Below are 13,638 nucleotides of genomic sequence, written 5' to 3'. Positions count from 1 at the left end.
AAGAACCCCGCCCCGCCTAGACTCGCCGTCGTGACGAGGGACAAAACCGGCACCGATGAGACTGTGGCGACCGCCGAACGCACCGTGGGAGTCGGCCCCTGGCCAGGTGGCGAAAAACATTGGCCGCGGACGACATCCGGAGATATCGCTGCCCCATACGACCCAGAGCTGCTCGCCCACGGCGACCGTCGTAACGTCGACGACCGATACCGCTACTGGCGCCATGACGCGATCGTTGCCGACCTCGACACCCACCGCCACGCACTCCACATTGCCGTGGAAAACTGGGAACACGACTTCAACATCGGGTCGATCATCCGCACCGCCAATGCCTTCAATGTGGGGGCATTCCACATCGTGGGTAAACGCCGCTGGAACCGCCGCGGCGCCATGGTCACCGACCGATACCAGCATGAACATCACCACGCCCACGTCAGTGACTTACTCGATTGGGCGCGCGCCCACGACTACACCGTCCTCGCGGTAGACAACATGCCCGGCAGTGTCCCTTTAGAAACGTTTGACCTGCCCCGCCGAGCACTGATGGTCTTCGGGCAAGAAGGACCCGGGCTGAGTGAGCCCGCTCTCACCGGAGCAGACGCCATTCTGCACATCACTCAATTCGGCTCCACTCGTTCACTCAACGCCGGGGCGGCCGCGGCCATCGCCATGCACGCCTGGGTCCGCGCGCACGCCACCATCACCCGTTAACACCACACTGTCGAGACACTCACCCACCGGAGGTGCCGGGCGGTGCCGCCGCAGGGAACGACACCGCCGTACGACGTCCTCAATATTCGATGACAACTCGCCCGTCGATCGTCCCCGCCCGCATCTCGTCGAAAATCGTGTTGATCTCGCTGAGATGACGACGGTGCACCCGTGGCGTGACCAACCCCCGAGCGTAGAAGTCCACGGCTTCGATCATGTCTTGACGGTTCCCCACGATTGACCCGCGAATCGTCAAGCCCTGCAACACCACATCGAAGATCGACGCCGGAAACTCCCCCGGAGGCAACCCGTTGAACACGATCGTGCCTCCAGGGCGAGCCATTCCGATGGCCTGGCCGAAAGCCGACGGATGGACCGCGGTGACCAGGACACCATGCACCCCGCCGGTAGCGTCCTGGACAGCCACCACCGGATCAGTGGTCGCCGCATTCACGAGGACCTCCGCGCCATAGTCACGAGCCAGCGACAACTTGTCATCGGAGACGTCGACCGCCGCCACCCGCAACCCCATCGCCACCGCATACTGGACGGCCACATGCCCCAGCCCACCAATCCCGGAGATCGCCACCCACTGACCGGGCCGGGTCTCCGTGACTTTCAACCCCTTATAGACAGTGACCCCGGCGCACAGGATCGGCGCCACCTCCACGGGATCACACCCTTCAGGGAGGCGCGCCGCAAAGCGGGTATCGACCAGCATGTACTCCCCGAAGGAGCCATCAACGGTGTACCCGCCATTCTCCTGAGCCCCGCACAGGGTCTCCCAGCCAGTGCGGCAGTACTCACAGGTCCCACACGCCGACCACAACCACGCATTACCGACCAGGTCACCCACGGCAAGGTCGGTGACCTGCGGACCCACCGCCACCACTCGACCTACCCCTTCATGCCCGGGGATGAACGGCGGTTGAGGTTTGACCGGCCAGTCACCCATGGCGGCGTGTAAATCGGTGTGACACACCCCTGAGGAAATGTTCTTCACTAACGCCTGGCCTGGGCCAGGCTCAGGGAGCGAGCACTCCTTGACCTCAAGGGGAGTCCCGAAGGAGGTGACGACAGCGGCCTGCATGGACGGCATGCTTCTTCCCTTCCGTGGGTCCACGGCGGTTGCGGGGAATCGTCCCGTCCCCATCGGACGGGACCGCGAGGTGGACATCCCCGACGCTACGACCTCAAGCACACCTGAGGTACCCGTCGCAACCGAACTCCTCAGACACAGGACTTCCGTCCCGAATCGCCGTCGGCTCCACCACTCGCCCTCCCCACCCCGCCATCACCCCCGCCGACGTACCCCGACCCAGGTGACAGCCCGTTGTGGACAACCCCACCATCGCCGCGTGACACCGGAGACAGGCGGTTCCGATGAGACCAAAGGTGTCCGCACTGCGGGAAGCGACAGGGGCAGGCAGGCAGCACGCACCACCCAGCGCACTAGGCTGGGCCGCAGCACCGGTCGTGCATCCCGGCACGGCCGAGGTCTTGTACGCATAAGGAGCCACGCCGTGCCCATCGCAACCCCCGAGGTCTACGCCGACATGCTCGACCGGGCGAAGGCAGGGTCCTTCGCCTACCCGGCCATCAACGTTTCCTCCTCCCAGACGCTGAACGCCGCCATCCGCGGATTCGCCGAGGCCGGATCCGACGGCATCATCCAGGTCTCCACCGGCGGTGGCGAATACCTCTCCGGCCCGACCATCAAAAACATGGTCACCGGCTCGCTGGCACTCGCCGCCTACGCCCACGAAGTCGCGAAGAACTTCGACGTCAACATCGCGCTGCACACCGACCACTGCCCCAAGGACAAGCTGGACGGCTTCGTACGCCCGCTGCTCGCCGCATCCGCCGAACAGGTCAAGAAGACCGGTCTGCCGATCTTCCAATCCCACATGTGGGACGGCTCCGCAGTGCCGCTGACCGAAAACCTGGAGATCGCCCGCGAACTGCTCGCGCTCGCCAAAGCCGCCAACATCATCCTTGAGGTGGAGATCGGCGTTGTCGGTGGCGAAGAAGACGGCGTCGCCAACGAAATTAACGACCAGCTGTACACCACCCCCGAGGATGCGCTGAAGACCGTCGAGGCCCTCGGCCTGGGCGAAAACGGCCGCTACATGGCCGCGCTGACCTTCGGCAACGTCCACGGCGTCTACAAGCCGGGCAACGTCAAGCTGCGCCCGGAAATCCTCAAGCAGTGCCAGGACGCAGTGCAGGCCAAGTACGGCACCGCCGACAAGCCGCTCGACCTGGTCTTCCACGGTGGCTCCGGGTCACTGCCGCAGGAGATCTCCGACGCGGTGGACTTCGGCGTAGTGAAGATGAACGTCGACACCGACACCCAGTACGCCTTCAGCCGTCCCGTCGTCGAGCACATGCTCAAGAACTACGACGGTGTGCTGAAGATCGACGGTGAGGTCGGCAACAAGAAGATGTACGACCCACGCTCCTGGGGCAAGGCTGCCGAAGAGGGCATGGCCAAGCGCATCGTCGAGGCCTGCGAGAACCTGCGGTCCGCCGGAACCCACCGCTGATGAGCGGCGGGGACGCACACCGGCACAACCTGTTGGAACCCCCGCCCACCCAGCTGCCCGACGACCCGGCCGTGACCATGCTCACGGCCGGGTCGCCGGCATCCGACGTGGCTGCGGCGCATCCATCAAGTTCGTTGGCATGGGCTGAGCTGGCCGAAGACGCTCTCGCAGGTGGGCGACCAGTCGAAGGGTATGCCTACGCCCGGGTCGGATATCACCGCGGCCTGGATGCGTTGCGACGTGCTGGCTGGCGTGGGGCAGGCCCAGTCCCCTGGGCGCACGTCCCTAACCAAGGTTTCCTGCGGGCACTAGCTGCCCTGTCTCGGGCGGCCGGAATGATCGGTGAAACCGACGAGCAAGAGCGCTGCCTGCAGTTCCTCCGAGACTGCTCGATGGAAGCTGTCGCCGAACTCGACATGTGAGTTCTACGGTGAACGACGCGGTGGTGGTGGCGATGTGACCCTGAGGGGTCTGTGATCACCACCACCGCGTGCTGTCGTCTTGACAGCATCGTGGACTGCCTGGGACGTGGTGCACCGTCAGGTCCCGATAAACCGCCGGGTCCCGATGAACTGCCGGGGGGCTGATGTCCCACCACCGACCACCCACGCCCACTCGTACCCGCCCACGGGCGACTTTCGGACTCGCTAAGTCGCCCATGGGCGGGTTTTAGGCGTGAATCTGCAGGTCGCCTCTCGGGTTTTGCGCCCGTGGGCGGGTTCCCGCCTCACCAAGTCGCCCGTGGGCGGGTTTGAGTGGGCAAACCTGCAGGTGGCGTGTCAGGTTGTGCGCCCATGGGCGGGTTTTGGTCACTCGGAGTCGCCCGTGGGCGGGTTTTGGTGGGTGTGACGTGGGGTTTTGCGGGGGAAAGTCGCCCGTGGGCGGATTGGGGGTGGCGATCTGAGGCCCGGTGGAGGGTGACCCCGCCCAAGTGCACCCAAGTGCACCCAAGTGATGGTGCAGAAAACCCCTGATTCGGGTGAGCGGTCTCGCCCGGTAGACTTGGGCAGTACGAGCCCGGACGTCGTCGTACGTCGCGGGCTTGACGCGTGAAAGCGCGGGATCGGTGTCCTCCAAGGAGCTGCCGAGGAGCCGCGCACCGTCAGCGATGTGAGGATGGTGGCCGCGATGCCGGCGATCGTGCTGGTCGGCGCCCAGTGGGGCGACGAAGGTAAGGGCAAGGCGACGGACCTGCTGGGTAGCAAGGTCGACTATGTCGTCAAGTTCAACGGTGGTAACAACGCCGGGCACACGGTCGTGATCGGTGGGGAGAAATACGCGCTCCATCTGCTTCCGTCGGGGATCTTGTCGCCGAACGTGACGCCGGTGATCGGCAACGGCGTGGTCATCGACTTGGAGGTGCTGTTCGCCGAGTTGGAGGCGCTCAAAGCCCGAGGCATGGACGTGTCGCGGTTGCGGGTCAGCGCTAACGCCCACGTCATCCCGTCGTACAACATTGCTTTGGACAAGGTGCGGGAGCGTTTCTTGGGGAAGCGCAAGTTGGGGACGACGGGCCGTGGCATCGGTCCGACGTACGCCGACAAGATGAACCGGGTGGGGATCCGGGTGCAGGATCTGTTTGACGAGTCGATCTTGCGGCAGAAGGTCGAGGCGGCGCTGGACGAGAAGAACCACCTGTTGGTGAAGATCTTCAACCGTCGCTCCATTGACGCGGATCTGGTGACTGAGGAGTTACTCGCCTATCGTGACCGGCTCGCGCCGATGGTGGTGGACACCGGCTTGGAGCTAAACCAGGCGTTGGATGCGGGCAAGGTGGTGTTGTTTGAGGCGGGCCAGGCCACGATGCTTGACGTGGATCACGGCACGTACCCGTTCGTGACGAGTTCGGCGTGTACGGCGGCGGGCGCGTGCACTGGTTCAGGTGTCGCGCCGACGCGCGTGGATCGGGTGGTTGCGGTGCACAAGGCGTATACGACGCGGGTCGGGTCGGGGCCGTTCCCGACGGAGTTGTTTGACGCTAGCGGTGATTTCTTGCGGGCTGGTGGTTTTGAGTTCGGGACGACGACGGGGCGTCCCCGCCGGTGTGGCTGGGCAGACACGGTCGTGGCGCGGTATTCGACGCGGGTCAATGGAGTCACCGACTATGTGTTGACGAAGCTGGATGTGTTGACCGGCCTGGAGACGATCCCGGTGTGCGTGGCGTACGACGTCAACGGCACCCGGTACGACGAGATGCCGGTGAACCAGTCTGACTTCCATCACGCAGTTCCCATCTATGAAGAGTTGCCGGGATGGACTGAGGACATCACGGGAGCACGATCTTTCGAGGAGTTGCCAGCGAACGCGCAAGCGTATGTGTTGCGGATGGAAGAGTTGTTCGGGGCGCGGATCTCGGTGATTGGAGTCGGCCCGGGCCGGGATGAGGTCGTGGTGCGGTATTCGATGCTCGGTGAGGGGGAGTGAGCGTGGCGGTCCAGGAGAACGACTGGGTTGCGCGTCTCGCTGACGAGGTCATTGACGACGTGGTGCGTCGTCGCGGCTCGTTGGAGGGGTACACCATCACCTGCGCGTCGGGATTGTCGCCGTCGGGGCCGATTCATTTGGGCAACCTGCGTGAGGTGATGGTGCCGCATTTGGTCGCCGATGAGATCACCCGGCGGGGCATTCCTTGCGAGCACATCATCAGCTGGGACGATTACGACCGCTACCGCAAGGTTCCGTTCGGGGTGGACGGTGTGGATGCGTCGTGGAGTGCGCACATCGGTAAGCCGTTGACGAGTGTGCCTGCCCCGCCGGGGTCGGCGTATGACTCGTGGGCGGCGCATTTCCGGGCAGCGATGGAGGCGTCGTTGGCGCAGCTCGGGGTGAAATACCGCGGGATCAGCCAGACGCAGATGTACACCTCGGGGGCGTACCGGGAGTCGGTGTTGCATGCGATGGCGTGTCGCAACGACATTGACGCCGTCCTCGGGCAGTACCGTACGAAGGTGGAGCCACCTGCGGCGACATCATCCTCACGCTCACCTGAACTTCAGGATCAGGCGGCAGTTGAGGCAGCTGAAGGCTCCGGGGCGGCCGGTGAAGATGATGGCAGTGCGGAGGGTGCGGAGTATTTCCCGTTCCGGCCGTATAGCCGTGCTTTCGGCACTGACGCCACCCGGGTGACGGCGTACGACCCGGAGACAACGACGGTGACCTACGTCGCGACCGGCCCGGACGGCGACCAGGTCGTTGAGACGATGCGCTTGGACACCGACACGCACGGCAAGTTGGTGTGGAAAGTCGACTGGCCGATGCGGTGGGCGTTTGAAGGCGTCGATTTTGAACCGAGCGGCGTGGATCATCAAAGCCCCGGGTCGAGTTGGGTGGTGGGCAAGGACCTGGCACCGATCTTCGGGGCGCAACGGCCGGTCGGACCGATGTATGCCTTCGTGGGGATCGCGGGCATGGCCAAGATGTCCAGCTCCAAAGGTGGGGTCCCCACGCCAGCGGATGCCTTGGCCATCATGGAGCCGCACGTACTGCGGTGGTTGTATGCCCGGCGTAAGCCCAACCAGTCGTTCACCGTGGCGTTCAACAATGAGATCCACCGGTTGTACGACGAATGGGATGCGTTGGAGCGCAAAATCGCCGGTGGTAAGGGGCAGCCAGCTGATAACGCTATTCATGCCCGGTCGGTGCGCACCGCCACCGCGGATCTGCCACGCACCGCAGTGACGGTCCCCTATAAGGCGTTGTGTTCGGTGGTGGACATCACCGGAGGCAATGTCGAGCAGATCGGACGCATCCTCACCTCGATTGATGCGTCGATCACTGATCTCGACGTGGCACGTCCCCGGTTAGACCTGGCGACGACGTGGCTGGAAACTCAGGCTGATCCGGAGGACCGCACCGTGGTGCGGAGTACGCCGGATACGGCGACCTTGGCTGGGCTGAGTGAGCATCAACGGCAGGCGCTGGCCATGCTGGCAGCGGACTTGGATGCGAACTGGAGCTTGGACGGGCTGACGTCGCTGGTCTATGGCATCCCCAAGCGCCAGGCTGGTTTTGATGTGACGGAGAAGAAGTTGCCGCCGGAGGTCAAAGCGGATCAGCGGGCGTTCTTCGCGTTGTTGTACCAGTTGCTGTTGGGCACTGACACCGGTCCGCGGATCCCCACCTTGTTGTTGTGTGTGGGAGCGCAGCGGGTGCGCGCGTTGATCGGCGCCTGACGGGTCGTCGATGCTAGTAGTCCGTCCTGTGGGGGCGGTCGTCCGGCTCCGGGCGACCGCCCCCACAGTCGTCTGCTCGGGGCTATCGGCGAGTCGAGTGGTGTGATGCATTCGGAGGCGCCGGTCAGTGGGGGATACGATGACGCCAGTTGCCGATAATGCAACTCATCAGCGATAAAACCTCATGGGGATGCCGACCAGCCGCGGTCATCGACGACTGGCGGTCGGCGCGGGAGCGGACATGACTCCCACTGAGGTCGATGACAGAAAGACACCGACACCGTGCGCCATATCCGCCGTACCATCCTGACCACCGCCCTCAGCCTCGCCGTCATCACCGGAGCCACCGCCTGCGCCGGAGCCCCCGAGGACACCACAGCCCATAGCAATGACACCGCCCACCCCACCCCGGTGGCCCTGACCAACTGCGGACGAGAAATCAGCGTCTCCAAACCGCCGTCACGACTGGTCACCCTCAATCAAGGAGCCACCCAGGTGGCGCTCGCGCTAGGTCTGCAAGACCGGATGGTGGGCACCGCCTACCTCGACGATGCCGTCCCCTCCCGGTGGGCGCAGGCCTACCAGAAGGTCCCGGTGATGGCGCCGAAATACCCGGCGAAGGAGACCTTCCTCGCGGCCAAACCGGACATGGCCTATGCCACCTTTGCCAGCGCTTTCACTGACAAGGGCGTCGGTGATCGGGATGCTCTGGCCAAAGATTCAGTGACCACCTACACCAGCCCGATGAGTTGCCCGAAGGGCACATCGTCAGCGCCAGCGTCGTTTGATTCAGCGTGGGCTGAGGTCCGGGACATGGCTCGGATCTTTGGGGTGCAGTCCCGCGCCGACGAGGTCATTGAGGCCCAACGCACCGCGATCACGAAGATTCATCAAGCCAAGGCCGGCGCAGGACGCACCGTGCTCTGGTACGACTCGGGGACAGACACCCCCTTCGTCGGTGCCGGCAAGGGCGGCCCACAGAGCATCCTGGATGCTGTCGGGGCGAAGAATGTCTTCGCAGACCTCGACGGCGGCTGGGCCAAAGCCAGCTGGGAGAAAGTCGTTGCCGCGGAACCGGACGTGATCGTCCTCATCGACGCCTCCTGGGATACGGCGGCGTCAAAGAAAGCGCACCTGGAAGCCGATCCGGTCTTGAACAAACTCGATGCGGTGAAGAACAAGGCGTACGTGACCATTCCGTTCAGTGAATCCAACGCCGGGATCACCTTGGCCGATGGGGCGCAGCATGTCTCCGATCAGTTGGCGGCGTTGAAGACCTCCCACGAGTGAGGCACTGACTGTGAGGAAATCGCCCGCGCGGGTGTGGACGGTCACTGTCGGGTTGGTGATTGTCACCGTGGTCATGGGGGTGTTGGCCTTGGGTGCCGGGGCCGTCGCCATCCCCGCCGACCGAGTGGTGCAGGTGGTGTTACGGCGTACCTGGCTGATCGACGGCGCACAGGTCGGAGCCATCGACGACCGCATCGTCTGGGAACTGCGATTACCGCGGGTGATCGCCGCGGTCGCTGTCGGTGCGGTCTTGGCGCAGTGCGGGACAGTGCTGCAGTCAGTGACCCGCAACGATCTGGCCGACCCATATCTCCTGGGCATTTCCAGCGGCGCATCGGTAGGGGCCGTCGCAGCGGTCCTCAACGGATGGTCCCTCCCAGGCGCCGGGCCGGTAGGGGCGGTGACGCTGGCAGCGTTCGTGGGAGCGATAGCCGGTTTGCTGGCAGTTCTGGCGTTAGCGACCGGCCGTGCCGGCGATCTCCCCACCGGCCGGACCGTGCTGGCAGGGGTGGCGGTGGCGCAGGTCGCTGGAGCGATCGTGTCCTTTGCGATCATGGTTCTCGCCGACCATGACACGGCCAGGCTGGCGCTGAGCTGGACTTTCGGGTCGTTCACCGGGGTCCGAGCTGGGGATGCGGTCGCTTTGATGGTGTTGGCGGTACTCACGACGGTCGGGGTGACCGGGATGGCTCGCACCCTGGATGCCTTCGCTTTCGGTGAAGTCACCGCGCAGGCCCTAGGCGTCGACGTACGGCGAACTCGGTGGGCGTTGTTGGTGGGTTGTGCCTTGGCCGCGGCGGGCACGGTGGCGCTGGTCGGGCCCATCGGTTTTGTCGGCCTCACGGTGCCGCATATTTTGCGAGTCCTCATCGGCCCCGGACATGCAGCTTTGCTCCCAGCGAGTGCCGTGGGAGGTGCGCTGCTGTTGCTGGTGGCCGATACCGTGGCGCGTACGGTTGCTTCAGGTCAGGAAATCCCGGTCGGGGTGGTGACCTCGTTGATTGGCGCGCCAGTATTGGCGGTGTTGTTGCGCAGGAGGGCTCGGGCATGAATGTCGAGATGGATGGGCTGTCCTGGGTGGTCGGGGGGCGGGCGATCCTTGATGGGGTGAGCGCGGATGTCCCAGCGGGGTCGATCACCGCGATCGTGGGGCCGAACGGCTCAGGAAAGACCACGTTGTTGCATGTCATCGCAGGGGTGCGTCCAGCGACGCACGGTGAGATCCGCTACGACGGGGAGCCGGTGCGGGGCATGCCAGCCCGGTTGCGGGCGCGTCGGGTCGCGTTAATGGAGCAGAACCCGGTGACGGATCTGGAGTTGACGGTCCAGGACGTGGTGCGGTTAGGCCGGACTCCGCATCAAGGCCGGTGGTCTGCTGATGCGGAGCAGGACGAGATCGTCGCTGACTCGATGCGGGTTGCTGGGGTGGAGGAATTAGCGGAGCGGTTGTGGCCAACGCTGTCCGGTGGAGAGCAGCAGCGAGTCCACCTGGCGCGAGCATTGGCGCAACGGCCTCGGGTGCTGTTGTTGGACGAACCGACCAATCACCTCGATCTGCGGCATCGCCTGGACTTTTTGGACGTGTTGACGACCTTGGGGATCACCACAGTGGTGGTGCTGCACGACTTGGATCTGGCGGCATATTTCTGTGACCGGTTAGTGGTGTTGGACCGAGGGCGGGTCGTGGCCCAAGGACCCACAGCCGAGGTGCTCTCGGAGGGGCTGGTACGTCGGGTGTTTGGAGTCGAGGGGCGAGTCGAACGAGAGGGGCGACCGCGATTTGTCTGGACGGGGCGTGCGCAGTGACCCAGATGGTGGCGCCCACAGATTCAGAGGTGTGAAGGTGACAGCAGCATCAGCGAACGACCCGGTGACAGTGGTGTGGGTCACGATGGAACTCGCCGACGTGGCGCTGCTACCCATGCTGGCGCGAGAGCAACCGATCCCAGGACGGGTCGCGGCATTGCAGGGGGACGGACCGAGCGTGCCAGAGGTATTGGCTGACTTAGCAGCAGCCGGGACGACCGCAGTGGAACTCGTGGGGGTGACCTGCGCGGAGCGCAGCGGACTCAGCTGGTTACGTCGGGTAGCGGGGTCATGGCATCGGGACAGCGACTCGTCGATGTCCGTGGTGGTGCGCGGCGAGATAGTGCACCGTCAGGTGGGCAGTGACCAGGACCGGGCGGTGACGGGATGCGAACCGCCGTTGACCAGCGCAGCATGGGAGGAAACACCGGCGTTTCGCCACCACGTACTGGTATGTCGAGGGCCGCGATGCCAGGCCCGGGGAGCCAGCCGGACAGCCGAGGCGTTGCGAGAGGCACTGCGGGCCGTCAACAACGCCACCGAAGAGGTGCTGGTCACCCACACCGGGTGCTTGTATCCGTGCAATGGTGCGCCGGTGCTGGTGGTATATCCGCAGGGACATTGGTTCGGGCCGGTCGATGCCGCGGGAGCGAGTCGGCTGGCCCAGTTGATCGCGGCATGGGGTCAGGACCGGTCGGACGGGCAGCTGGGAACACCGCGCCGTCCGGTGCCGGTCCCGGACAGGCCCATCAGCGGGGACGCAACACCGTCATGCGGTGCGCCGCCCGGGTGAGCGCAACGTACAACACCCGAACCCCACCAGGGGATTCCGCCGTAATCTCGTCCGGATCGACGACAACGGTCGCGTCGTACTCCAAACCCTTGCAGCTGAGCGGATCCACCACGATGACCCGCCCGTCCTCGCCTTCATCAAGGCAGGCCAAGGCCTCACACCACCGAGCAGGACTGATAATGCCAATCGCCCCATCAACCTCACTGCGCAACGCCGTCACGGCGTCAGCCACAGCGGTACGGACAGCGCTCGCGGCGTCCATGCCGGTGAGGTGTGCGATCGGCAGGTCTGTCTCGACCGGGTCAACGCCGGTCTCTCGGACAGCGCGTGGGATATCGGCGTCAGGCACGCTCGGCAGGACGATGCGAGCGGCGTAGTCGAAGATTTCTCGGGCGTTGCGGTAATTGGTGTCCATGTGGAAGGCGCTGCGGGTCTTCGCGCCGAATGCGTCGTCACGGGCTGCTGCGGCTTCGGCCGCGTCCGGCCAGGAGGCCTGCGCGGCGTCACCGACCACCGTCCACGACGCTGATCGGCCGCGTCGTCCGAGCATCCGCCACTGCATGGGGGATAGGTCCTGGGCTTCGTCGACGAGGATGTGCGCAGACGAACCGGGTTGATCGATGCGGCCGCGCAACAACAAGGCCCGGCGACCCTGGTCGTCGAGGTCAGAGGCGGCTCGCCCGGACATCTCCCGATATCCCTGAGCGCTGGACGCTGCCGCACCGCGGGGTGCGGACGGGCCGCGCAGTGACCCGCCAGCGATGGCTTCGTCCTCAGCGTCATCGAGGAGTTCTACTTCGTAGAAACCACGTTCGGTGTCGGTGGTTTCGGGGACGAGACCCAGACGCGCGGACAGGTCATCAATGAGAGCGGCATCAGCGATGCTCCATCGGCCGGTCGCCACAGCGGTGCGGTAGGACGCGGCGAGGGCGTGCGCGTCATCAGTGCTGAAAATCCCGGCGCAGTAGCGGACGGCGCGGTGGGGGTCCGCGAGCCAGAGCAGCACTTCACGCGGATCGACGGGGCGCCACCAGTCGTGCAGGAAACGTTCGACGTCCCGATGTTCGTGGAACACGTCGAGAAATTCCTCACGGTCACCCTCACGGACTTGCCGCCACGCAGCCTGAGCGAGCGCGGTGAGCATGGCGTCTCGGGAACTGTTGCGGTGGTGGTGGCGCAACACTTGGGCGCGGATCCGGTCCAGCGTGGGACGGTCCAAGTGGACGGGGCGGCCATCCACCATGGCTCGCAAGGCTTGTGGGGCCCCGGGGGCGACATCGCGCGCTGCCCGGGCGAGGACCCGGCGGATCGCTAGCGTCCCCTTCAGCGCAGCAACCGCGGGGGTGTCGGTGCGGGTCGCGGTGACCGCGTCGACGATGTCCCCGATCGAGCGGAGCAGGACCGAATCCTCACCGAGGGAAGGAAGGACCCGTTCGATATAGGCCGTGTACGCCGCGGACGGTCCGACGACGAGGACGCCGCCGCGTTCGAAGCGGCGCCGGTCGGAGTAAAGCAGGTAGGCCGCCCGATGCAATGCGACGACGGTTTTGCCGGTGCCGGGGCCACCGGCGATCTCCACTACGCCGCGAGCGTCGGCTCGGATCGCTTCGTCCTGGTGGGCTTGGATGGTGGCGACGATGTCACGCATCCGACCGGATCGACTCCGCGTCAACGCTGCCAACAGCGCACCTTCACCGAGTACAGCCATGTCATCAGGGGCTTGACTGACCATCAGGTCGTCTTCGGCGCCGATGACTTGCTGGCCACGGCAGCGCAACACCCGACGGCGGATCACGCCCATCGGAGTGGTGGGGGTAGCCCGATAGAACGGGGCCGCTGCGGGGGCCCGCCAGTCGATGACGAGTGGTTCATAATCGTCATCTCGCACCCCGAGACGTCCGACGTACCTGATCTCACGGGCGGTCGCCAACGAATGGCAGGGATGATCCAGGTCGAGGCGACCAAAAACGAGACCCTCGTGCTCCCGGTCAAGGTCGGCGCGGCGTCGAGCGGCGCTGTAAACCAGCGCATCTCGTTCGAAAAGACCGGTCATCTCCTCGTCTCGGACGTCGCCGGTGCGGTCGGTGCGGCCTCTAGCCATGCCGTCGGCCTGCACCAGATCCACGCGTCGTCCGGCCGCTTCCAGCTCCGCGTAGACGCGGTCCACGTGGGCCTGCTCGACGGCCAGCTCCCTGGCCCGGATCTCGGTGTCGCCCTTGGCGTGACCCACGTGCACCTCTCTCATTGCGCGCCGCCCGTCCAGCGGCGACGTGTGACGTCGAAATTCAATACCGTTGTGCACCAGCGTCTCTCCGGTGAT

At 65.1% G+C, this 13,638-nt stretch carries 11 protein-coding genes; 9 read left to right on the top strand and 2 right to left on the bottom strand.

From position 1 onward, the window contains the following. Positions 1–30: 30 nt before the first annotated feature. Entirely contained in the window at positions 31–711 is a 681-nt protein-coding gene (locus tag KEM60_RS08095) for a TrmH family RNA methyltransferase (protein WP_255574392.1), read from the top strand. Positions 712–790: 79 nt separating this feature from the next. Here KEM60_RS08095 and adhP read toward each other — a convergent pair whose 3' ends face one another. Beyond that, positions 791–1,810 (bottom strand): alcohol dehydrogenase AdhP, encoded by a 1,020-nt coding sequence (gene adhP, locus KEM60_RS08090; protein WP_219107029.1) that lies wholly within the window; start codon positions 1,808–1,810, stop codon positions 791–793. A gap of 424 nt (positions 1,811–2,234) precedes the next feature. Here adhP and fbaA point away from each other — a divergent pair, with 424 nt between their 5' ends. The 8 genes from fbaA (at position 2,235) to KEM60_RS08050 (ending at position 11,318) form a co-directional block, all read left to right on the top strand. Then, on the top strand, positions 2,235–3,257 hold the full coding sequence (gene fbaA, locus KEM60_RS08085) for a class II fructose-bisphosphate aldolase (protein WP_219107028.1): 1,023 nt from the start codon (positions 2,235–2,237) through the stop codon (positions 3,255–3,257). After that, a complete protein-coding gene (locus KEM60_RS08080; RefSeq protein ID WP_219107027.1) occupies positions 3,257–3,679 on the top strand; it encodes a DUF3151 domain-containing protein in 423 nt (140 codons plus the stop codon). Before fbaA ends, KEM60_RS08080 begins: the two co-directional genes overlap by 1 nt. A 706-nt stretch (positions 3,680–4,385) precedes the next feature. Next, positions 4,386–5,681, top strand: coding sequence for an adenylosuccinate synthase (locus KEM60_RS08075; RefSeq protein ID WP_219107026.1), 1,296 nt, complete (start codon positions 4,386–4,388; stop codon positions 5,679–5,681). A gap of 2 nt (positions 5,682–5,683) precedes the next feature. Next, a complete protein-coding gene (gene lysS / locus KEM60_RS08070; RefSeq protein ID WP_370626327.1) occupies positions 5,684–7,429 on the top strand; it encodes a lysine--tRNA ligase in 1,746 nt (581 codons plus the stop codon). A gap of 282 nt (positions 7,430–7,711) precedes the next feature. After that, on the top strand, positions 7,712–8,719 hold the full coding sequence (locus KEM60_RS08065; RefSeq protein WP_219107024.1) for an ABC transporter substrate-binding protein: 1,008 nt from the start codon (positions 7,712–7,714) through the stop codon (positions 8,717–8,719). A gap of 10 nt (positions 8,720–8,729) precedes the next feature. After that, positions 8,730–9,770, top strand: coding sequence for an iron ABC transporter permease (locus tag KEM60_RS08060; protein WP_255574391.1), 1,041 nt, complete (start codon positions 8,730–8,732; stop codon positions 9,768–9,770). After that, complete coding sequence (locus tag KEM60_RS08055) at positions 9,767–10,525, top strand: ABC transporter ATP-binding protein (protein WP_219107023.1); 759 nt, start codon at positions 9,767–9,769, stop codon at positions 10,523–10,525. Before KEM60_RS08060 ends, KEM60_RS08055 begins: the two co-directional genes overlap by 4 nt. Positions 10,526–10,562: 37 nt before the next feature. Further along, entirely contained in the window at positions 10,563–11,318 is a 756-nt protein-coding gene (locus KEM60_RS08050) for a ferredoxin (protein ID WP_219107022.1), read from the top strand. On the opposite strand, the gene KEM60_RS08045 is transcribed toward KEM60_RS08050, so the two are convergent. Beyond that, positions 11,275–13,548 carry an ATP-binding domain-containing protein gene (locus KEM60_RS08045; RefSeq protein WP_255574389.1) on the bottom strand — a complete coding sequence of 758 codons (2,274 nt, stop codon included), beginning with the start codon at positions 13,546–13,548 and terminating at the stop codon, positions 11,275–11,277. The genes KEM60_RS08050 and KEM60_RS08045 overlap by 44 nt on opposite strands. Positions 13,549–13,638 lie beyond the last annotated feature (90 nt).

It is taken from the genome of Austwickia sp. TVS 96-490-7B, from assembly GCF_019331795.1.
In the GTDB taxonomy this organism is placed as follows: domain Bacteria; phylum Actinomycetota; class Actinomycetes; order Actinomycetales; family Dermatophilaceae; genus Austwickia.
Note: the sequence above shows the minus strand (reverse complement) of the source record. Positions and strands in the feature narration are given on the sequence as shown.

Coding starts and splice junctions, on each gene's coding strand:
- KEM60_RS08075 (WP_219107026.1), top strand. CDS start 4,386: ATGCCGGCGATCGTGCTGGTCGGCGCCCAGTGGGGCGACGAAGGTAAG.
- KEM60_RS08080 (WP_219107027.1), top strand. CDS start 3,257: ATGAGCGGCGGGGACGCACACCGGCACAACCTGTTGGAACCCCCGCCC.
- KEM60_RS08055 (WP_219107023.1), top strand. CDS start 9,767: ATGAATGTCGAGATGGATGGGCTGTCCTGGGTGGTCGGGGGGCGGGCG.
- adhP (WP_219107029.1), bottom strand. CDS start 1,810: ATGCCGTCCATGCAGGCCGCTGTCGTCACCTCCTTCGGGACTCCCCTT.